This is a genomic window from Rhodococcoides fascians NBRC 12155 = LMG 3623, from assembly GCF_001894785.1.
In the GTDB taxonomy this organism is placed as follows: domain Bacteria; phylum Actinomycetota; class Actinomycetes; order Mycobacteriales; family Mycobacteriaceae; genus Rhodococcoides; species Rhodococcoides fascians.
This window is the reverse complement of record NZ_BCWW01000007.1, coordinates 206,770-228,526: the sequence shown is the minus strand read 5'-3', so window position 1 is coordinate 228,526 and position 21,757 is coordinate 206,770. Positions and strand designations below refer to the sequence as shown.

The following is a 21,757-nucleotide window of genomic DNA, read 5'->3' as shown; positions in this document are numbered from 1 at the left end:
TGGCACAACTCATGACACACCGTCAGGTCGGCCGGCGAGCCCAGTGCAGCTCAGACAGCGACCGAGCGGACCGTCCGGATGGCTTCTCGCAGGCTGTTCGACAACGGTGTCGCCGAGATCGGGGCGGCGAATTCGCCATCGGCTCCGTGCGCGGCATGGGCTGCGGCCAGTGCGTGCACCTTGGCCCCGCATGCGGCCGCCGTCGACGGTGCCATTCCGGTTGCGAGCAGGGCACCGAGGACGCCGGACAGCACGTCCCCGGATCCGGCGGTGGACGCGGCGGATCCGCCCGCATCACTGACGAACGCGGTGCCGTCCGAGTCGGCGACGACCGTCGCGCGGCCCTTGAGCATCACGGTGACGCCCCACCGAGCGGCGAGGCCTCGTACGGCCGCGACGCGGTCGGGACCGGGTTCCGATCCGGTCAGGCGGGCGAACTCCCCGGCGTGCGGGGTCAACAGCGTCGGTGCAGTGCGATCGACGACCCACTGCTCGTTGTCCGCGAGGATCGTCAATGCATCGGCGTCGACGACCACCGGCAGATTCGATTCGAGCACTCGACGCACGATGTCCGCCGAGGAGTCGTCCGTGCCGAAGCCGGGGCCGACGACCCACGACTGCACCCTCCCCGCTGCATCCAGATCCGGTGCGACGACGACCTCCGGGTGATGCGAGACCACTTCTGCGCCGGCACTTCCCACGTACCGAACCATCCCGGACGTGGCGGCGACGGCTGCGCCGACACACAGCAACGCGGCCCCGGGATACGTGGCGCTGCCGGCCAACACGCCGACGACTCCCTGCGAGTACTTGTCGTCCGACGCGGTGGGAATCGGCCAGATTCGGCCTACGTCGGCCGGCTCGAAGGACTCGATCTCGGGCGATGGCAGGGTCAGCCCGATGTCGACCACGTCGATTCGGCCACAACGAGGTACGGCCAACACGTGCACCGGTTTGCGAGCGCCGAACGTGACGGTGACATCGGCGGTCACCGCGGGCCCCGACACCTCACCGGTTTCTGCATCGACGCCACTGGGAATGTCCACGGAGACAACGGGCGCGGTGATCCGGTCGACCATCCCGGCAGCGTGGGGACGCAGCGGACCCTTCCCGGATATCCCGACGATGGCGTCGATGACGAGGTCCGGATCGTCCGGCTCCGTGACGACCCGTCCCCCCGAGGCTCGCAGGGCCGCAAGACCTTCGGTGTGCACACGGTCCGGATCGAGCAGCAGCGCGGACACCGCGACGCCGCGCCTGCGCAGGAACGCACCTGCCCACAGGCCGTCTCCGCCGTTGTCTCCCGATCCGACCAGTATCAGTACTCGTCGCCCCGCGACGCCGCCGGTTCGCGAGAAGAGCTCGCGCGCCACCACCGAGGCCAAGCCGTACGCAGCGCGGCGCATCAACGTGCCGTCGGGCAACGATCGCAGCAGCGGAGCCTCGGCGTTCCTGATCTGCTCGGGTGTGTAGTAGCCGCGCATGCCGAGGTCCTCCCGCTCGTGCCGTCGTGTGTGTCGAGCCCCGCCGGTCCTACTACTCGACCGTGACGGACTTGGCCAGATTTCGCGGCTTGTCCACGTCGTAGCCGCGCGCCTGAGCGACCTCGGCTGCGAAGACCTGCAGCGGAATCGTCGAGAGCAACGGCTGCAGCAGTGTCGACGCCGCCGGGATCTCGATGAGGCTGTCCGCGAAAGGCCGGACCGCTTCGTCGCCCTCCTCCGCGATGACGACCGTCCGAGCGCCGCGGGCCTGGATCTCGCGGATGTTGCTGAGCATCTTCGAGTGCAGCACCGCACGGCCCTTGGGCGACGGCATGACGATGATGACCGGAACGCCGTCCTCGATCAGCGCGATCGGACCGTGCTTGAGCTCACCGGCGGCGAAGCCCTCCGCATGCATGTAGGCGAGCTCCTTGAGCTTGAGCGCGCCTTCGAGAGCGACGGGGTAACCGACGTGTCGACCGAGGAACAGGATGGTCGACGACGTCGACAGCTCGCGCGCGAGCGCACGCACCGGCTCGACCGTCTCGAGCACCCGCTGCACCAACTCCGGCATCGCTTCGAGTTCGGCGAACTCGCGCGCCACCTCGTCCGGGTACTTGGTGCCGCGCGCCTGAGCGAGAGCCAAGCCGACGAGGTAGTTCGCGGTCACCTGGGCGAGAAACGCCTTGGTCGACGCGACGCCGATCTCCGGACCTGCACGCGTGTACAGAACTGCGTCGGCCTCGCGGGGAATCTGCGAGCCGTTGGTGTTGCACACCGCAAGAACGCGCGCCTTCTGGTCCTTGGCGTGCCGCACTGCTTCGAGGGTGTCGGCGGTCTCGCCGGACTGCGAGATGGCCACGACCAGGGTCGACCGATCCAGTACCGGGTCGCGATAGCGGAACTCGCTGGCCAGTTCCACTTCCACCGGCAGCCGGGTCCAGTGCTCGATGGCGTACTTGGCGAGCAGACCCGAATGGTAGGCACTGCCACAGGCGACGACGAACACCTTGTCGACGTCACGCAATTCCTGATCGGAAAGACGCTGCTCGTCGAGCACGATCCGGCCGTTGTCGAAGTGGCCGAGCAACGTGTCGGCCACGGCGGCGGGCTGCTCCTGGATTTCCTTCAGCATGAAATAGTCGTGGCCGCCCTTCTCGGCGGCCGCGAGGTCCCAATCGATCCGGAACGGACGCCCCTGCGCCTCGTTGCCGTCGAAATCGCTGATGTCGTAGCCATCGGCCGTGATGACGACGACCTGGTCCTGCCCGAGTTCGACGGCGTCGCGCGTGTGCTCGATGAATGCTGCGACATCGGACCCGAGGAACATCTCGCCCTCGCCGACTCCGAGCACCAGAGGGGTGGACCTACGCGCCGCGACGATCGTGTCCGCGTGATCGGAATGAGTGAAGACCAGCGTGAACGCACCTTCGAGGCGACGCAGCACCGCCTTCGCACTGGCGACGAAATCGCCCGCGGTAGGCCCGTCCGCGTATGCCCGAGCGACGAGGTGGACAGCGACCTCGGTATCGGTGTCGGACAGGAACTCCACACCCGCCGTTTCGAGTTCGGCACGCAGCGGACCGAAGTTCTCGATGATGCCGTTGTGCACCACCGCCACCGTTCCGGACGCGTCGCGATGTGGGTGAGCGTTGCGGTCGGTCGGACGCCCGTGCGTCGCCCACCGCGTGTGTCCCATGCCGGTGGTCCCGACGAACGTATCGGTGCCGATGTCGTCCAATTCGGCCTCGAGGTTTGCCAGCCGCCCGGCCTTGCGCTCCACCGCGGTAGAGCCTGCGCCGTCCAGTATCGCGATTCCTGCGGAGTCGTAGCCCCGATATTCCATACGCCGAAGCGCCTCGACCACCACACCCAAAGCTGGGCGGTGGCCGACATATCCAACGATTCCGCACATGGTGCATCAGGGTACTCGGCACGACGCGCACGACCCATTCGCTCAGGTCGCCGTGTCCGGCGTCCCCGTACCCGAGCACATTCGGTAGCGTCATCTCTCGTGGCGAAACCGAAGAAGCTGGCATCTGCTCTCTCCAAGCGTGGCCCGCACAAGGTACTCAGAGGGAACCTGGCCCTGGCCGGGCAACCTGGCGTCGTCTACACCCCGGCCGAGGGCTTCGGCCTGCCCGGTGTGGCGTTCGCGCACGGTTGGATGCTGCGCCCCGGCAGTTACACCGACACCCTGAAGCACCTGGCGTCGTGGGGGTTCGTCGTGGCAGCACCCGACACCGAGCGTGGCCTCGTGCCCTCGCACCGCGGACTCGCCACCGACCTGGGCACTGTGCTCGACATCATGACCGGCGTTCGCCTGGGCTCGGGCAACATCAGTGTGCATCCCGAGAATCTGGCCACAGTCGGTCACGCGATGGGCGCCGGGACCGCCGTACTCGCTGCCTCCCGACGACCGGATGTCAAAGCGGTCGCCGCCCTGTTTCCGGCACCGACGGCACCGTCGTCCGAGGACGCCGCCGCAGGCCTCGACGTGCCCGGACTGGTCGTCGGCGACAGCTCGAACGCAGATTCGCTCAACGACAATTCACTGGCTCTCGCCCAGGCCTGGCACGGACCATCCGTCCTCCGACGGATCGACGGCTCGACGGCAGACGGATTCGTCGAAGGCCGGCGAATGCTCCGCGCACTGGGAGTCAACAGCTCCGACCGCAAGACCCAGCAACGCACCCGCGCTGTACTGACCGCATTTCTGCTCTACCACCTGACCGGCGACTCCGACTACGAGGAATTGGCCGGAACGAACGGCGACATCGCCGGCACCCGTGCTGTCGACCCTCACGCGCCGCTGACCGAGCAGCCCAAGCCGAAGGCGACCGCGTCGATCAAGGCATTGCTGGGTCGCGGCTGACCCACCGGGCTCGGCGTCGTCACACCAGCCACGATCGGGGTTGCTCGTCGGGGTCCGGTTCGACGTGTGGTGCGCCGTGCCGCCGATCCAGGTGAGCCGGGCGCAGGACCGAGCCCGCTGCCAACCGAGTGTCGCTTCCGCTCAACCGGTCCGAAACCCCCTGTCCCACATCGGTTCTCGCCGGTTCTCTCGGATTCCGTAGCCGTTCGGCGGCATCCGCCATCGCCGACCGATGCGCGTCGCGAATACGGTGCAGTTCACGACGCCACGCGGGGTCCGAATTCACAGTGCACCCGCCTCGCTCAAGCCCGCACCGGACCCCGCCGAGCTGGGCTGAGGTTCGGTGACCGGAGGGGCCACGGGGGCTGCAGGTACCTCATGAGTCTCGTTCGAGCCCTGCCGGACGGAGCGCTCCTCGCCCGAAGTTTCAGGAACGCATACCTCCGGGGTGTCCGCGGTCGATGCGGGCTGCAAGTCCGTCGGTTCACTACCCACCTGCGGCTCGTCGGCCGGTGCGACATCCACCGGCGGTGAGGTCGCTGTGTTCTGCTCGGGAGCGCCGGACTCGGCAGAAGGAGGTGCCGGTTCGATCTCGGGTTCTGCATCGGGTGTGGTTCGATCCCCCGCGGCGGGCTCCGGCGGTTCCACGGTCGCCGAAGACCGGTTCGACACCCCGACACCGCTCGGATCGACGGTCCCGGGAACTTCGACGATCTCCGGCAATCCGAAAGGACCAACGCGCAACTCGAACGTGCGCACCCCGAGGCCCGGTGTCTCGAGTCGAAGCGATACGGCCCCATCGTGTTCGAGCGCGATACGGGCACGATGGCCGTCGAGTTCGGCCTCGAGATGGCCGCGCTCGCCGACGACCTTCGATGCATCACCGAATTCCGGCGACGGGATCGAAGCGGGCGGATCATCGAGCGTTGCAGTCGGATTGGGTTCTGCGGTGGGGTCGGGTTCTGAGGCGGGGTCGGGTTCTGCGGTGGGGCCGGATTCTGCGGTGGGGTCGGCATCGGTCTCGTCACTGACACTCCCGTCGCCGGTCGTGTCACCCAGCGCCTCGACAACCCGGTCCACGATGTCGTCCACAATGCCGTCCACGATGCCGTCGACGAGTCCGGCGACTGCATCGACCCGACTGTCTTCACGACCATTGTCGTTCTCGGTTTCGCCCCACGCCGTGGGACCGGTGGCACGTGCATCCGGAGCAGGTGCCGGTTGCGCCGGCGGAGCCGAGGCCGGCACCTCGGACGGAGGGTGGGCTGCCGATGCGGGTCCGGTGACGGCTGCCTCTCCCCCAGCTCCGGCCGTGACCGCCGCAGGGCAGTTCTCGGGCGACGACCGCTCACTCGATTTCTCAGCAACAGCCAGTGGCACCCAACTGCGCTCGTCGAGCTCGTCGAACACGGGGTGGACGACTTCCTCGATGACCTTCACCACCAGGGCCAGGCACTCTCGAACGGCCGTGTCCGTGGCCATGCAGGCAGACGACATTGCGGCACACGTGCGTTGCACATGTGGCACGAACTCGCCCTCGATCCATTCTCGAGACCGGTCGGCGACCTCGGCCGCGAACTCGTCCGATACGTCTGCTCGCGCGAATCGCTCGGCCCATTCCGGAAACGCCGGTGCCAGGCGGGCGAACCCGGTTGCCCGGTCGACCGGGACGCACTCGATGCCCGAGGCCAGCAGAAGCGCATCGATTCGGTCGGGATCGTGTCCTTCCACGGCGTCGGTATCGAGGCTTCCGACGAGCTCGGCCTTGTCGGTCACAGCCTCACGCAGTACGTCCACAGCCGCGTACATCGTTTGCAGCGCATCCTCGACCGAGTCGAGAAGCACTCCTGCTCTCTCCTGCTCGGTGGCCACATATCGCTGGGCCGTCTCACCGGCGTCACCGTGCCACCGCAGTCGAAGAACGATCAGGAGCTGCGTCTGCTCGTCCAATTGTTCACCCAGCGCCGCAGCCATAGCCCCGACCGCATCTGCGTCGGACGCCAGAGCCTCCAGGTTCAGGCCGCGCTGCTCGTCGTACCGTGCACACACCTCGTCGTAGCGCGGGACTTCGCTGCCGGGAACGCGCTCGGCCAACGGCAGGAAACGCTCGAAATACAGCAGCCCGACGGCATTGGCGTCGAGAATCTCGTCGACCGATGCTGCCTCGGCGGGCGAGGTGGAAGAAACAGTCACCGCAACGAGTCGATCGCGTGGGCACCGGCGTCGTCCTGTATTTCGTACGCGCTCATCGCGGCGACGAGGGCATCCGCGATGTCGTCGACCGACGATCGCCACACCCCGACGGCTCGCCCGAGCCCGGAGTGGGCGTCGAGATAGGCCGCGCCCAGGTCTCCGTAGTTCCGTCCTGCGGCGGCGGTACCGAATCCCGGTGATGCGATCGAATCGGCTGCCGTGCCCAGGGCCTCCGCCGACGCCGTCATCGAGTTCGCCACCTCGCGCACGCGGACCGCGTCCACCCAGAATCCGTCGCTCATCGCCCGCCCGTTCCCGCTCGAAGTGCCCCTTTCCCACTATGACGTGCGCCGACTCCCATCGGTTCCCCGGCGAGCGGTAACGTCCCGATACGAAACGTCGGTAACAGACAACCGAGCAGCTCCACCAGCTACTCGAGAACGAGGAGTCCCATGCACATCGGAACGATGCTGAACTACAGCGGTGGTTTCACCGAGACCGTTGCCGAGGTAGCCGAACTCGAGAAGGCGGGCCTCGACATCATCTTCGTGCCCGAGGCCTATTCTTTCGACGCCGTCAGTCAACTCGGGTTCCTTGCGGCCAAGACGAGCACGATCAAGATCGCGTCGGGCATCTTCCAGATCTACACGAGAACGCCGTCGCTGACGGCCATGACGGCCGCCGGCCTCGACTACGTTTCCGACGGGCGCTTCGTTCTCGGACTCGGCGCATCCGGGCCACAGGTCGTCGAGGGTTTCCACGGCGTCAAGTACGACGCACCCATCGCCAGAACCCGTGAGGTCATCGAGATCTGCCGCCAGGTGTGGCGTCGAGAAAAAGTGCAGTATCAGGGCAAGCACTACCAGATCCCGTTGCCGGCGGACAAGGGAACCGGCTTGGGCAAGCCACTCAAGCTGATCAATCACCCTGTGCGCGAACGAATTCCGGTCGTCATCGCCGCTCTCGGACCGAAGAACGTCGAGCTCACCGCAGAGATCGCAGAGGGCTGGCAGCCCATCTTCTACTTCCCGGAGAAGGCAGCCGACGTGTGGGGCGAATCGCTGGCCGCAGGCAAGGCCAAACGCGATCCGTCACTCGGCGAACTCGAGGTGTTCGCCAGTCCCACCCTGGCCATCGGCGAGGACGCGGACAAGTACCTCCCCTGGGTCAAGCCGCACCTGGCGCTCTACATCGGCGGCATGGGAGCCAAGGGAAAGAACTTCTACAACTCCCTTGCTCAGCGCTACGGCTACGAAGCCGAGGCCGAGAAGATTCAGGACCTGTACCTCGCCGGCAAGAAAGAGGAAGCAGCAGCGGCGGTTCCGGACGAGCTCGCGCGTTCGGTGAATCTCATCGGACCGGAGAGCTACGTCAAGGAGCGCGTGGCAGCCTTCGCCGAAGCCGGCGTGACGACACTCAACGTCGCACCGTTGGCCGAGGACACCGCAGGACGCGTCGCGCAGCTCACCGCCTTGCGAGAACTCACCGCCTGACGATCGGACACTGCCTGACGATCAGACCGCCGCGACCCGGCCCGCCAACTCCTCGGCGAGCCGGGTCGCGACGTCGAGTTCCGACGCTTCCACCATCACTCGCACGAGCTGTTCGGTCCCGCTGGGACGCAACAGAACTCGCCCCGATTGGCCGAGCTCGAGCTCGGCGACGGCCACGGCGTCCGACACCGACGGTGCCGACGCCACCGCAGCTTTGTCCGAGACACGTACGTTGATCAACACCTGGGGCAGCGTGCGCATCGGCGACGCCAGATCCGCCAGGGTGCGTCCGGTCCGGGCCATCCGCTCCATCACACGCAGCGCGGTCGCGATCCCGTCGCCGGTCGTCCCGATCGCGGGCAGTACGACGTGCCCGCTCTGCTCACCGCCGAGCGCGTACCCTCCGCGGCGCAACTCCTCGAGGACGTATCGATCACCGACTGCGGTGGTGCGCAACGTGATTCCCGCTTCGCGCATCGCGATGTGGAGCCCGAGGTTGCTCATGACGGTGGCGACCAACGTGTTGTCGGTCAGCGTGCCGTTCTCACTCATCGCGATGGCCAGCACAGCCATGATCGCGTCCCCGTCCACCACCGCACCGGAGGCATCGACGGCGAGGCAGCGGTCGGCGTCGCCGTCGTGCGCGATCCCGAGGTCGGCCCCGTGCTCGACGACAGCCTTCTGCAGCCCTTCCAGGTGCGTCGAACCACACCCGTCGTTGATGTTCAGCCCGTCGGGCTCGGCGTTGATCGCCACGACCGTCGCACCGGCCCGGCGGTAGATCTCCGGTCCGACCGTCGAGGCTGCACCGTGCGAGCAGTCCACCACGACGGTGACACCGTCGAGTCGGTGCGAGAGCGGTGCGACGAGGTGCCCGGCATAGAGCTCGGCAGCGTCGGGAGCGACGTCGATGCGACCGATGGCAGCGCCGGTCACATCGACCGGCTTCTCGGTGCGGCCGTCCACCCCGAGCAACGCCTCGATGCGATCTTCCATGTCGTCGTCGAGCTTGTGCCCGCCTGCGGCGAAAATTTTGATTCCGTTGTCGGGCATCGCATTGTGCGAGGCGGAGATCATCACGCCCAGCGCCGCGCCGTATTCGCCGGTGAGGTAGGCGACCGCGGGGGTCGGCAGCACGCCCACGTCGATCACGTCGACACCCGAGGCAGTGAGCCCGGCCGACACTGCGGCACCGAGCATCGAACCGCTGATTCTGGGGTCACGACCGACGACCGCTGTCCGTCGACCACCGTCGACATCCGGTGCCAGCACGGCGGCGGCAGCCCGGGCGATGGTCATGGCGAGCTCTGCCGTCAGGACCCCGCCTGCGAGTCCCCTCACTCCGTCGGTGCCGAACAATCGCGCCATGAATGAAGACCCCTTCGAACAGAGAGAACATCGTCGGAAAATGCCTCGAGGGCAGGCATCCGATCTTGCTGGAGCCTGCCCTCGAGGATGGAACGGGTAAGACGCGTCAGCGCTTGGAGTACTGCGACGCCTTACGGGCCTTCTTCAGGCCGTACTTCTTGCGCTCGACCGCACGCGCGTCACGCGTGAGGTAGCCGGCGGCCTTGAGAGCCGGGCGATCGTCCGGGGTGAGCTCGATCAGCGCACGCGAGATGGCCAGACGCAGCGCGCCTGCCTGTCCCGACGGTCCGCCACCGTGCAGCAGTGCCACGATGTCGAAGGACTCTGCTCGGTCGACCAGCACCAGAGGAGCCTTGATCAGCTGCTGGTGCACCTTGTTCGGGAAGTAATCCTCGAGGGTGCGGCCGTTGAGCTTGAATCCACCGGTGCCCGAGGACAACCGAACACGAGCGACGGCTTCCTTGCGGCGGCCGACGGTCTGGATCGGGCGATCGAACACGATGGGGGCCGGAGCTGCAGCAGCTTCGATTTCCGTGGCCACCTCGGGATCTTCCACTGCCACGAACTCGTCGGCGGCGATCTCTTCGATGTTCTCCTGCGACGTCACGTCATTTCCCTCCGGCGCCGTCACTGGGACACCTGCTTGATCTCGAACGGAACGGGCTGCTGAGCGGCATGCGGGTGGTTCGGTCCCGCGTAGACCTTCAGCTTGCTCGCGATGGCATTTCCGAGCTTGTTCTTCGGGATCATGCCGACAACGGCCTTCTCCACGAGACGGTCGGGGTTGTTCTCGAGCACCTGACGCGTCGAGCGCGACTTCAGACCGCCCGGATGGCCGGAGTGGTGGTGGTGGAACTTGCCATCGAGCTTGTTGCCACTGATGGCAACTTTCTCGGCGTTGATGATGACGACGAAGTCGCCACCGTCGACGTTGGGTGCGTAGGTGGGCTTGTGCTTACCGCGGAGCAGTGTCGCGGCCTGGACGGCGAGGCGTCCGAGCACGACGTCCGTGGCGTCGATCACATGCCACGTCCGGGTGGTGTCCCCGGCCTTCGGGGCGTAAGTAGACACAGAAAATTCCTGTCTTCATGATGTCGCTGCTGGCCAAGACGTGTGGATGCCCTCGGCGGCCAGTTGAGACCCGAGGACAAGAGCTCTGCGCATCGAAGAAATGCGGCGAGCCCATACACGCCAACGGGGAACGATACCGGGAGCCGGCACCCAGGTCAAAACGCCTCCGACGCGGAAGACCGGCTCAGGACAGGCGAACGCACCGCACACAGCGGCGGGCCGCAGGCAATGCCTCGAGCCTGATCGCCGGTATCGACTCTCCGCACCGCTCGCACGTGCCGTACGTCCCGAGATCCCACCGCGTGGACGCGGCGTCGAGCTCGCGCATCTCGGACTCGGTGTCGGAGATCAGGGCTGCAATCTTGGCACGCTCGAAGGCGATGGTGGAACCCTCCGGGTCGTGTTCGTCGTCGTCGGTGGTCCACCGGCTGCCTTCGATGACCGACGCGAGCTCGTCGCGAAGGGAGTGCAGGCGGTGTTCGGCGCGAGAACGCTCGGCATCGATCGCCGTCCCGAAATCCGTCATCCGTCCAGTACACACCGCCACCGCAACCCACGCCAGGTGTCGCGCCCCCTCGACAGTCGTATGCCCCGACCGACAAGTGCCGATCGGGGCATACGACGCTCGTGGTCTACGGTCAGCGCGCCATGCGCGCCTTGTTCGCCATCTCCACCCCGTGCATGGCCTCGCCGCCGGTGCGGGCGGCCGCGACGAGGCTCGACAGAATGAGATTGAGCTCGTCGGATGCGGAGTTCCACTGACGCTGGAGTTCGTAGTAGGACGTCATCGCGTCGCCCTCCCACGATTCGTAGAGTCTCTTCGCAGTGCCGTCCACGTCGGCGAGAAGGTCTTTGGTCACGTTCGCCTGCTTGTTCATCGCCTCGGTCAACGCCGCGATCTGAGCGAAGTCGTACTTCATGTCGAATCAGTCTCCTAAATAGAGCTCGGTCGTGTGGTCGGCCGTCGGTGGCCGGTCGTGCCGTCAGTTGAACGTGGTCAGTCCCGAACCGAGCGATCCCGCCACCTGATTCACAGCCGCCACGTTGTCGTCGTCCGCATCGGAGTAGCCGTGGCCGACGGTCTTGATGTCCGCCGAGATCTGCTCGAGCGCGCTGCGCATCTTCTGGGCACTGGTGTCCCACTGCGACATGACATCCTGAAACGACTTGCCGGCCTTGCCCACCCACGCCTCGGCGGTCTGCTCGACGATGGAACGCACGGCCGAGTTGGACGCATCGATCGACACGCTCAGGCCCTCGATCGTCGCCCCGGCAGCAACGAGCTCCTGCGGTGTGACGGTGACGCCGTTCGACGAACCCATAGATTCCGGTCCCCCTGGATATCCCACTTCGACTCCTCTGCTTCGATTTTCGTATTCACGTACGCCCGCGGCGCACATGACGCTCGACCGAGGGACCGCGTGCGGCCCGCTCACTCCCCTACATCTCCTTGGACGCAGCCACCCCTTGGTTCGGTTCCGGCATACGGCGAAAATCTGCGCGGCGGCCTCAACTCATCGGCACGATCTCCAGAGTCTGGGTGGCCAGATCACATTCGGTGTCGATCGCGGACGAGTCCGGTCCCTCGAACTGGCAGCCAATGCTCACCTGCACATCCGATTCGACCAGCACACGCCACAACACAGTGGACGCATCGGCCGGCCGCTCGACGTACGAGATCCCCACCCGACCTCCGAAATCACGGGCAGGCTCCAGCGATCCGATCGGGGAGTCGGGTCCACGCGCGTCGACTGCCGCACCGAGCTCGGACGCAACCTGTTCGAGCGTCGAGCCGGGCACCAGTTCCTGCACTGTGACGACGATGCGACGCTCGGGTGCTGTCGGCGGAATCAACACCATCCGGGCCGGGTCCTCCATCCTGGTCCAGGTCGCCGGTAGTCGCAGCGACGCCCGGCCCGAGACGAACGTCGCCGACGGGATCACCGACGGTGACTCGCTCGTCGCCGATACTGCTGTCGCCGAGGTCGTTTCGGTCGCGGGGGTCGTTTCGGTCGCGGGGGTGGCTTCGGTCGCCGATGCCGCCAGGGTGGCAGGCACCTCGAACGGCGGCGAGGTCGCGACGGCCACCTCTTGCGGAGACCGAAGGACGAACGTCAGTGCAACGACACCACCGGCAACGATGACCGATGCGGCCACCGCACCGAACACTCGAACCGGCAATCCGCTTCTTCGGGGAGGTGGCACCGCGACGGTCACTTCATCGAGCCATGCCGCCGAGCGCCCTGCCGCGGCTCGCCCTGGCGGGGCAGTTTCCACCTCAGCTCCCGCACGTCGATACAGAGACCTGGCGACGTCGAGTCCGGTCAGCCATCGTGCCGGATCTTCCGCAGCGGGGCTCGAGCTCGAACCCGACTCCGCCACGATGAAAATGTCCTCGGGACATTGCGACACCGACGATCGAAGGTAGTCGTCGGCTCGTCGTCGCCAGCTGTCGTCTCGTTCTCCGACAGCAAGTACTGCACCGATGTCGCCGCCGTGAGTTCTTGCCTCGTCCACCAGGACGACCGTCGTGTCGAGGGTGCCCACTTCGATCACCACCGCAGCAGCCGGTGCGCGTTCTCCCGCCGACGCGACCGCGGCGATCGCCGTCTCCACGACGACGACCTCGCTCGCCGACGTGGCGAACACGGCTCGGAGGAGCTCTCGACGCTCGTCGCCCCACGTCGAGGGATACGCGATCTCGAGCAGATCGAGTCGTTCGTGTATCCCGGCTCCCTGCAGCGCCGACCACACGATCCCGTGCACGACGTCGTCGCGATCCCACACTGCGTCGCCCACGAGGATCGATCGATCGTCGAGACACAGCAGCGGAGGGACCTCGGTGTCCGCGCCCGCCCGCCCGAAGACGAGTCGACCACCCTCCGATACCGCGTATGCGGATCCGACGTGTTCGCGTGGACCCTGCAGCGTCGCACCGGACGCGACGACAGAAATCTCCGAATGACTCAAATGCACAGCCGCGTAACGCCACTGCGGCCTCGTCAACTCGAGTGTCCGAGCTGCACGAGCGCGGGGCCGGACCGATCGACGAACACTCCACGTCCGGGCGGCATCGGGCTCGGACGCACGGTGCCGATCAAGCTCCCCTCGTCTCGGCTCCCGCTCATGACCAATCCCGGAGTCACCAGGTCGCGTAGCCGCCCGATCACCGGGTCGAACAGTGCCCGCCCCGCCCCGCCCGAGCGACGCGCCACGATGAGGTGCAGTCCGATGTCCCGGGCGTGTGGCAGATGCTCGACCAAGGGCGACAACGGGTTCCCGGACGCGGTGGCCACCAGGTCGTAATCGTCGACGACGACGAACACCTCGGGGCCGTCCCACCACGACCGCTCTCGGAGCTGCTGCTGGGTCACGTCCGATCCCGGCATGCGCCTGCTCATTCTGCCTGCGAGATCGACGATCATCGCCGTCAACGTCGCCTGCGCGGCCGCATAGCCGGCCAGATGCTCGGAATCGACTGTGCCCAAAAGAGTTCGACGGTAGTCCGCCACGATCAGTTTCACCCGATCGGGTGGGTTCGCATCGACCAACGATCGACAGATCCCCCGCAGCAGGGACGTCTTCCCGCATTCGCTGTCGCCGAAGACGACGAAATGTGGGTTCTCGGCGAAGTCGACCGTCACCGGAGCCAGCTCGGCCTCGTCGATGCCGATCGGAACCCTCAGTTCCGCAACGGTGCCACGGTCGCGGGGCCAGGCGCCGGCGAGTCGATCGAGCACCTCCGACCGTTCGAGCATCTCCGGCAACATGCGGACCGGCGGGGCAGGCGACCCCGTGGACGCTGCGGCGATCGCGCTGACGGACTCTGCGACAGCTCGGGACAGGTCGGCCACCGACCGACGGTCGTCGACCCGAGGCAGTGCGATCTGCAGGTGGAGACCGTCCTTGGTCATGCCCCGGCCCGGTCGGCCCTGCGGCACACTGGCGGCTTTCGTTCGGCCGATGTCCGAGTCCGACGGATCTCCGAGTCGCAGCTCGAGCCGGGTCCCGATCAGATCCTTCGTCGCGGGCCTCACTTCTGCCCAGCGAGAGGCCGTCAGAACGAGGTGCAGACCGAATGCCAGTCCCTGGGTCGTCAGCGTCGCGATCTGTTGTTCGAGACTCTCGAAGTCGGATCTGATGGACTGCCATCCGTCGATCACCAGGAAGACGTCGCCGAACCGGTCGTTCGCATCGACCGGTTGCATCGCCCGCAGCCGCCGGAACTCGACCATGGAATCGATGCCGCGATCTCGAAAAGTCTTCTCCCGCTGACGAACGACAGCCGCGACCTCGGCCACGGTCCGGCGCACTCGGTCGACGTCCAATCTGTTGGCCACCGATCCGACGTGCGGTAGTTCGGCCAACCCGGCCAGCGTTCCACCCCCGAAGTCCAAGCAGTAGAACTGAACCTGAGCGGGTGTGTGCGTCATCGCCAGAGCCATGATCAGCGACCGAAGGGCCGTCGATTTCCCCGACTGCGGAGCCCCCACGATCGCGACGTGCCCGGCTGCACCGGACAGGTCGACGGTGAGCAGATCCCGCCGCTGATCGAACGGCCTGTCGATGATGCCGATCGGCGCACGAAGTGTGCTCAGCGCATCGACGCCGCCGCTCAGTACCGACCGAGGCAGTAAGCGGGTCAGTGTCGGTGCCTTGTCCAACGGCGGTAGCCATACCTCGTGGGCCGGCATACCGCGGCCTGCGATTCGGCCGACGACGACGTCGAGAACGGTCGCGCCGGTGTCGTCGTGCTCGACCGGATCCGGTTCGACCACCGGCTCGACACGGACGTCGTTCTCGATGGGATCGACCACGACCGGATATGCGGTGAACGGCCTCGGACGGATATCGACGCCCTGCGCGGCGGGTGCCCCCGCACTCGAACGTGGCGGAACGTACGGTCCGGACACGTAGGCCGCAGCGAAGCGGACGATCTCGGCCGAATCGCACTTGAGATAGCCGGCACCGGGCTGAGCAGGCAGGTGGTACGCGTCGGGAACACCGAGAACGGAACGTGACTCGTTGGCCGAGAACGTTTTCAGACCGATTCGATAGGACAGATGACTGTCGAGTCCGCGCAGCTTCCCTTCTTCCAGACGCTGACTGGCCAACAACAGATGCATGTGCAACGAACGTCCGAGTCGCCCGATCGCCACGAACAAATCCGCGAATTCCGGTTGCTGACTAAGCAATTCCGAGAACTCGTCGACCACCACGAACAGAGCGGGCAACGGCACCAGAGCAGCTCCCGCTGCGCGCGCCTTCTCGTAGTCGGACACATTGGCGAAGTTTCCGGCCGAGCGCAGCAACTCCTGCCGACGGTTCATCTCGCCGGCGAGGGCATCACGCATCCGGTCGACCAGAGCCAGGTCCTCGGACAGGTTGGTGATCACGGCCGCCACGTGCGGCGCGGCCTCGAGCCCCGCGAAGGTCGCCCCGCCCTTGAAGTCGACCAGTACCAGGTTCAACTGCTGCGGGGCGTGGGTGGACACCAATCCGAGAACGAGCGTACGCAGAAACTCCGACTTACCCGAACCCGTTGCGCCGATGCACAATCCGTGTGGACCCATGCCGTTCTCGGCAGACTCCTTCAAATCGATCTCGACCGCGCTGCCGTCGGGTGCGACGCCGATGGGTACCCGCAACCGGTCTCGACCGCGACGCACTGTCCACGCTCGATCCGTATCGAGCGCACCGACGTCGGCGATTCCGACGAGGCTGTTCCATCGTGACACTGCGGCCCCGTCGTCGGTGACGGTATCGACAGCGGAGGGCGACGACGGCGCGCGATACGGAGAAAGGCGTCGAGCAACGGCGTGTGCCTCGGTGGTACTCATCGCGTCCGCCACAGCGAAGACCTCGACTGCCGTGCCGCTGACCGCACCGATCGAGCCGTTCTCGACCACCAGCTGGAGCCCGCGACTTGCCGCCAGTCGCGTACACAACCCGGACAGGTCGACGATGGTGACGGAATCGAGGCCGGTGTCGGTGAGGTCGGTCGAACGGTTGGCAACCAGTCCGCCGTCCACCACGATCACCAACTGCGTGACCCCACTGTTCACCGCCCCACGTGCGAAGCGATTCCGCATCGACAGGACGTCCCCCAGCGCGCTCTCGAGCTCGAGGACACTGCCGAAGATCATTCGCGCAGAACCGGCACCGTCTCGCAACACGTCGTGTTGTGTGTGCGGCAGCCACTTGGTCCATTCCCACTGCTCCACGGTGTCGGGGCCGCAGACGACGGCAACCGCGAGGTGGTCCGGTCCGTGAAAGGTACAGAGATAGGCGACCATCGAGCGCACCATCGCACGAGCGGCATCGCGATCCCCGGCTATCGACAGAGCGGCGAATCCCCTCAGCGACACGGCAATCGGCAACTCGGACACCACCGAGTGTGCTCGCACGAATCGGCGCAGCGACACCGCGGACACCGGTTCCAGCTCTTCCACAGGTCCGGTCTCGGGAGGCACGAGTCGGGTCGCCAAACGCTGATCGCCGAGCCCGGCCCGCACGTGCGCGAAGTCGGCGTCCTGAGGCCGACGTTCCCACATACGCTGCGTTCCGGCCGTCGACCACAGAGTGCCCGGATCCGGATGGCTCCACTCGAGTGCCCTGCGCTGATCTCGCTCGGTGTCGGCGACGTCTCGTCGAAGCTGGTCGAGATACCGCAGATAGTCCTTACGGTCCTCGTTCGCCTCGGCGGTACGTGCTCCCCCGGACTTGCCCCCGCCGGCCAACATGCCCACCATCGACATCAGCATCATGGCTGGGAACATCAACATCATCGGGTTCGCTGCCGCACCGGAAGTGAACATGAGCGCAACCATTCCGACCATGGCGGCGACCATCACCAGCGGCATCAGCTTCATCAGGAGATTGCCGGGTACCGCGCGCGGCACGGGAGGCGGCGGTTGAAGTACGACCTCGCCGCCCGGTGACCGAGGTACTTCCCGGCGCGCGCTGCGAACGAAGCGCACGGTACTCATCGATCAGCCCCCACGGCCGCGCCCCCACAACTGCATTCGCGGCGACCTCCCCCCGAGGCCGCGTGGACGACAGGCTAACGCATGCACAACCGGAGGGTCCACCGTTGCGTCGAAGCATCGGGATACAGAAATAGAACGGCACCGCATTCGGTTGAACGAAGAATGCGGCTCCAAGGCCGCACATGTTCGACGAACGAAAGGTCGGCTTCCGTGTCCGTACCCCTGTCCATCCTCGATCTCGCACATGTGGGCGAGGGCGAAACAATCCGAGACAGTTTCGACGCCAGCGTGACGCTCGCCCAGCATGCCGAGAACTGGGGTTACCAGCGCATCTGGTACGCCGAACATCACAACATGAAGACGATCGCATCGTCGGCGACGTCGGTGTTGATCGGGCACGTGGCCGCACACACGAAGCGAATTCGACTCGGCTCCGGCGGGATCATGCTTCCCAACCACGCGCCGCTCACCATCGCCGAGCAATTCGGCACGTTGGCCACGTTGTTCCCGGACAGGATCGATCTCGGACTGGGCCGCGCCCCCGGCAGCGACCAGGTGACCATGCGCGCCATGCGCCGCGACCCCGCGTCCTCGGACCGATTCCCCCAGGACGTCCAGGAGCTGCAGGGGTACCTGTCTCACCAGTCCCTCGTCCCCGGGGTCAGTGCCACGCCGGGTGCCGGCACCGAGGTGCCGCTGTACATCCTCGGATCGTCTCTCTTCGGCGCACAGCTCGCGGCAGCCCTCGGCCTGCCGTATGCATTCGCGTCGCATTTCGCACCCGACGCACTCGAACAGGCCGTGGAGATCTATCGTCGCGACTTCCGTCCGTCGGCGCAGCTGTCCGAACCTCACCTCATCGTGGGCGTCAACGTGATCGCTGCGGACACCGTCGCCGAGGCTCAGGCCCAGTTCCTCCGAACCAAGAGAAGCCGCGTGAGCCTGCTGCTCGGACGGGGTCGCACCTTCACCGACGAGGAAGCCGACATGGTGCTGGAAGCACCCGCGGGGCAACAGATCTCGAAGATGACGAAGTACTCGGCCGTCGGGACACCCGACATGGTCAGGGAGTACCTCGACCGATTCGCCGAACGCACGGGAGCAGACGAGTTGATCGTCGCCTCGGGCGTCTCCGATCGTCGATCCTGGCTCAGGTCGTTCGAGCTGCTGGCCCAGGTGAGCGAGCTGGTTCCTGCCTGACTGCTGAGAGCAGGTCTCGGCGGAGGCGACGAGCGGTCGAGTGTCGGCGTGATGTCGTAGGGTGTGGACGCACGATGCCCGGGGGGCGGGCATCGACAGTGCACCGCACGCATCCGGGGGGATATCCATGACACGCGCCGACAGCCGTCCCGCAACGACGAACACACCGTCCGACGCAGCCGAACCAACCATCGCATCGGACCCGGCCCGACGTGCCCAGGGGCTGCGTGCCGTCTTCGCCCAGGACGTGTGCCGGGTGACGGTGTCGGCGAGGTCGACCCAAGTGGATATGGCACTGCCCGTCGACGTTCCGGTGTCGCTGTTGATTCCGGGGATCGTCGACATGATCGCGTCACGAGCGGAAGCTGCGGAAGGACCGGGTCCGGTCGGGAGCCGGACCGCGGACTCCGGATCCGACGGGTTGTCGGGGGCCTGGACGCTGTCCCGTATCGGACGTCCGCCGCTACCGTCGACGTCAACACTGTCCGAACTGGGCGTACGTGACGGCGACCTGCTCGTGTTGGGTGTCGCCGAGCGTCCGGCACCGACTCCGTTGTTCGACGATCTCATGGACGCCGTGGCCCGGGCCGGCAAGGACGACGTCGCTCAGTGGACCGCGCGTACTGCACGCACGGTCGGTTCGATCATCACGGGCTCGACGGTCCTGCTCGCCTGCGGAATCGTTCTGAGTGACCCGGTGCGAGCCGGTGCCGAGAACACGAGCAGCCCGGTCGAGGCAGTCGCCGCGGTCACGGCCGCGGTCCTGTTCGCCGTTGCGGGGATGATTCTCGGCCGGCTGTACGAGCAGGTGGCCGTCGCGGTGCTTTTCGGGGAATGCGCCTCGGCGCTGATGTTCACCGGTGGAACGCTGTTCGTACCCGGCCAGTTCGGGGCAGCTCACGTGATGTTGGGTTCGGCCATGGCAGGCTCGATCGCGCTGTTGTCTCTGCGAATCGGCGATGCCGGGCTCGCCGTGTTCACCGGGTCGATCGTGCTGGCAGTGTCGGCGTTCGCCGCGGCGGCCTGCGCGTTGTTCACCGTGATGACGCCGGCGGCCATCGGTACCGTCGCGGCACTGGTAGGTCTGACCGGAATCGCCGTGTCGGCCCGACTGTCGATGATGCAGGCGCGGCTTCCGTTGCCTCCGGTCCCCACCGCCGGTGCCCCACTGGACACCGCCCAGGAGGCAGAGCTCGATTCGATGTCGTTCGCAGATCTGCAGGTGGCAGCCACGCGCGCACGGAGCTACCTGACGGGATTGCTCACGGCGTTCACGGTCGTGGTGGTGATGGGAGTACTCGCTGCGGCGGCGAGCGACACCGCGACCGGTTCCGGGTGGCCCGGCATCGCCCTCGCCGCACTGTGCGCGCTGGTGCTACTTCTGCGCGGACGCACGTATGCCGTTGTGACACATGCCGTCCCACTCGTCGGTGGTGGTGCGGTCGTCCTGTTCTCGCTCTCGGTCGGGGCAGTGATCACATTTCCGGACCGTGCACTCGAGTTGTTCGGCGCGGCGTTGGCCGCCGCCGTCGTCGCATCCGTGTTCGGAGCCCTGGTTCCGACCCGCAACTATTCGCCGGTGATGCGGCGATCGGCCGAACTGGCGGAATACGCCGCGATCGCCCTCGTCATTCCGATCGCAGTATGGGTGTGCGGTCTGTACAGCGTCGTCCGCGGACTGTGACCGCGCGCCGGCGTCGAGCGCACACCGTTGCCGCGCTCACCGTCCTGACCCTCACCTACGAAGCCCTGATGGGACCGTCCTTCGCGCACGCCGAACGCCCGCTCATCGATCCGGTGCAACTGCCACCGCCCAGCCCTCCCGCGCCTTTGGAACCGACCGAGCAGAAGAACGCGTGCGCCGTCCCCTCCGAAACGATCGACGCCCGGGAAATTCCGACGGCGCAGCAAGCACTCGACTTCGCGTCCGTATGGCCGATCACTCGCGGAGCCGGTCAACTGATTGCCGTCATCGATACGGGCGTCACGCCTCACCCACGTCTGCCGGGTCTGATTCCGGGGGGCGACTACGTCGGCACCGGCGACGGATTGCTCGACTGTGACGCGCACGGCACGATGGTGGCCGGTCTCATTGCCGCACAGACGGCCTCCGGCAGCGGTTTCGCCGGCGGCGCTCCGGACGCCCGTGTCCTGTCGATCCGTCAGTCCAGCAACGTGTTTCAAGTCGTGGACAACAGGACCGACCAGGAGAAGACGACCGAACCCGAGAACGCTGCCGGGTACGGAAACGTACGGACGATGGCCATGGCAATCCGGGCGGCGGCCGACGCAGACGCATCGGTCATCAACATCTCCGAAGTGGCGTGCGTACCTGCCGGCGCAGGCGTCGCCGACGGCCCACTCGGTGCAGCAGTGCAGTACGCCGTTCGTGAGAGTGACGCCGTCGTCGTGGCTGCGGCAGGCAACTTCGCAAGCGGCGCGTGCAGGACACAGAACCCCATGCCCGACCCGGTCCGGCCCGAGGCGGACCCGTGGGAAGGGTTTGCGACCATCGCGACACCTGCTTGGTTCGACGACGTGTTGACCGTCGGTTCGGTCGAGTTGGACGGTTCGCCGTCGTCGTTCAGCCTGGCCGGACCATGGGTAGACGTGGCTGCTCCGGGCTCCAACCTGACGTCGCTGTCGCCGGCGGGCAACGGCCTGGCCAACGGCATTCGGGGCACCGACGGCGTAGTACCGATGACCGGAACCAGTTTCGCCGCACCGCTCGTCGCTGCGACAGCGGCACTGGTGCGGGCGTACAGGCCCGATCTGTCCGCTCTCCAAGTGATCGACCGCATCGAGCGAACAGCTCATGCGCCGGCCGACGGATGGAATCCGTCGGTCGGCCACGGTGTCGTCGATCCACTCGCTGCAGTAACCGACGTCGTGACACCGACGCAGCGAACCGTCCCCGCAGATGCGGTCGCGATCGGTGCGCCGCTCCCACCGCTCGCCGTCGATCATCGGCCCCGCGATGCGGCGGTGGCCGGGTCGGTAGTGGTCGCGGTGATTCTGGGCCTCGGAACGGCAGTCTCCATTCCCCTGCGCCGACGACTGTGATCGGCTCGCCCACTCACCGGG

General features: G+C 66.6%; 18 protein-coding genes. 5 read left to right on the top strand and 13 right to left on the bottom strand.

The genetic code is table 11. The features are described from left to right. Positions 1 to 50 precede the first annotated feature (50 nt). Positions 51 to 1,484 carry a bifunctional ADP-dependent NAD(P)H-hydrate dehydratase/NAD(P)H-hydrate epimerase gene (locus RFA01S_RS16275; protein ID WP_032408019.1) on the bottom strand — a complete coding sequence of 478 codons (1,434 nt, stop codon included), beginning with the start codon at positions 1,482 to 1,484 and terminating at the stop codon, positions 51 to 53. A 52-nt stretch (positions 1,485 to 1,536) separates the two neighbouring features. Then, positions 1,537 to 3,399 carry a glutamine--fructose-6-phosphate transaminase (isomerizing) gene (glmS, locus tag RFA01S_RS16270; protein WP_032408020.1) on the bottom strand — a complete coding sequence of 621 codons (1,863 nt, stop codon included), beginning with the start codon at positions 3,397 to 3,399 and terminating at the stop codon, positions 1,537 to 1,539. A 99-nt stretch (positions 3,400 to 3,498) separates the two neighbouring features. On the opposite strand from glmS, the gene RFA01S_RS16265 reads away from it, so the two are divergent. Beyond that, on the top strand, positions 3,499 to 4,359 hold the full coding sequence (locus RFA01S_RS16265) for a dienelactone hydrolase family protein (protein WP_027496351.1): 861 nt from the start codon (positions 3,499 to 3,501) through the stop codon (positions 4,357 to 4,359). 19 nt (positions 4,360 to 4,378) lie between these two features. Here RFA01S_RS16265 and RFA01S_RS16260 read toward each other — a convergent pair whose 3' ends face one another. From RFA01S_RS16260 to RFA01S_RS16250, 3 genes are read right to left on the bottom strand one after another with little or no spacing between them, the layout of a single operon-like run. Beyond that, entirely contained in the window at positions 4,379 to 4,645 is a 267-nt protein-coding gene (locus tag RFA01S_RS16260; protein WP_032371044.1) for a hypothetical protein, read from the bottom strand. Next, a complete protein-coding gene (locus RFA01S_RS27835; protein WP_032408021.1) occupies positions 4,642 to 6,552 on the bottom strand; it encodes a hypothetical protein in 1,911 nt (636 codons plus the stop codon). Before RFA01S_RS27835 ends, RFA01S_RS16260 begins: the two co-directional genes overlap by 4 nt. Next, complete coding sequence (locus RFA01S_RS16250) at positions 6,549 to 6,854, bottom strand: type VII secretion target (RefSeq protein ID WP_027496348.1); 306 nt, start codon at positions 6,852 to 6,854, stop codon at positions 6,549 to 6,551. Before RFA01S_RS16250 ends, RFA01S_RS27835 begins: the two co-directional genes overlap by 4 nt. A 150-nt stretch (positions 6,855 to 7,004) precedes the next feature. On the opposite strand from RFA01S_RS16250, the gene RFA01S_RS16245 reads away from it, so the two are divergent. Further along, complete coding sequence (locus RFA01S_RS16245; protein WP_027496347.1) at positions 7,005 to 8,045, top strand: LLM class F420-dependent oxidoreductase; 1,041 nt, start codon at positions 7,005 to 7,007, stop codon at positions 8,043 to 8,045. 21 nt (positions 8,046 to 8,066) lie between these two features. Here RFA01S_RS16245 and glmM read toward each other — a convergent pair whose 3' ends face one another. The 8 genes from glmM to RFA01S_RS16205 form a co-directional block, all read right to left on the bottom strand. Then, positions 8,067 to 9,413: a phosphoglucosamine mutase gene (gene glmM, locus RFA01S_RS16240; protein WP_027496346.1), complete on the bottom strand. Its 1,347-nt coding sequence runs from the start codon at positions 9,411 to 9,413 to the stop codon at positions 8,067 to 8,069. 106 nt (positions 9,414 to 9,519) lie between these two features. Then, positions 9,520 to 10,044 carry a 30S ribosomal protein S9 gene (rpsI, locus tag RFA01S_RS16235; RefSeq protein ID WP_027496345.1) on the bottom strand — a complete coding sequence of 175 codons (525 nt, stop codon included), beginning with the start codon at positions 10,042 to 10,044 and terminating at the stop codon, positions 9,520 to 9,522. Then, complete coding sequence (gene rplM, locus RFA01S_RS16230; protein WP_027496344.1) at positions 10,041 to 10,484, bottom strand: 50S ribosomal protein L13; 444 nt, start codon at positions 10,482 to 10,484, stop codon at positions 10,041 to 10,043. Before rplM ends, rpsI begins: the two co-directional genes overlap by 4 nt. A 184-nt stretch (positions 10,485 to 10,668) precedes the next feature. Beyond that, complete coding sequence (locus tag RFA01S_RS16225; protein WP_027496343.1) at positions 10,669 to 11,010, bottom strand: TraR/DksA family transcriptional regulator; 342 nt, start codon at positions 11,008 to 11,010, stop codon at positions 10,669 to 10,671. A 112-nt stretch (positions 11,011 to 11,122) separates the two neighbouring features. Then, the gene (locus RFA01S_RS16220; RefSeq protein ID WP_032365622.1) at positions 11,123 to 11,404 is read right to left on the bottom strand and encodes a WXG100 family type VII secretion target; all 282 of its coding nucleotides are present in this window, start codon (positions 11,402 to 11,404) and stop codon (positions 11,123 to 11,125) included. Between the two features lie 63 nt (positions 11,405 to 11,467). Beyond that, a complete protein-coding gene (locus RFA01S_RS16215) occupies positions 11,468 to 11,806 on the bottom strand; it encodes a WXG100 family type VII secretion target (RefSeq protein ID WP_032408022.1) in 339 nt (112 codons plus the stop codon). A 187-nt stretch (positions 11,807 to 11,993) separates the two neighbouring features. Next, positions 11,994 to 13,490, bottom strand: a complete 1,497-nt coding sequence (locus RFA01S_RS16210; protein ID WP_080733354.1) for a type VII secretion-associated protein — start codon at positions 13,488 to 13,490, stop codon at positions 11,994 to 11,996. Continuing rightward, positions 13,487 to 17,473, bottom strand: a complete 3,987-nt coding sequence (locus tag RFA01S_RS16205) for a type VII secretion protein EccC (protein ID WP_032408023.1) — start codon at positions 17,471 to 17,473, stop codon at positions 13,487 to 13,489. The genes RFA01S_RS16210 and RFA01S_RS16205 overlap by 4 nt, the downstream gene beginning before the upstream one ends. Positions 17,474 to 17,683: 210 nt before the next feature. On the opposite strand from RFA01S_RS16205, the gene RFA01S_RS16200 reads away from it, so the two are divergent. From RFA01S_RS16200 to mycP, 3 genes are all read left to right on the top strand, one after another. Beyond that, complete coding sequence (locus RFA01S_RS16200) at positions 17,684 to 18,673, top strand: LLM class flavin-dependent oxidoreductase (protein ID WP_032388205.1); 990 nt, start codon at positions 17,684 to 17,686, stop codon at positions 18,671 to 18,673. 127 nt (positions 18,674 to 18,800) lie between these two features. Next, positions 18,801 to 20,357, top strand: coding sequence for a type VII secretion integral membrane protein EccD (eccD, locus tag RFA01S_RS16195; protein ID WP_052060837.1), 1,557 nt, complete (start codon positions 18,801 to 18,803; stop codon positions 20,355 to 20,357). Further along, positions 20,318 to 21,736 carry a type VII secretion-associated serine protease mycosin gene (gene mycP, locus RFA01S_RS16190; RefSeq protein ID WP_052060838.1) on the top strand — a complete coding sequence of 473 codons (1,419 nt, stop codon included), beginning with the start codon at positions 20,318 to 20,320 and terminating at the stop codon, positions 21,734 to 21,736. The genes eccD and mycP overlap by 40 nt, the downstream gene beginning before the upstream one ends. Positions 21,737 to 21,757 lie beyond the last annotated feature (21 nt).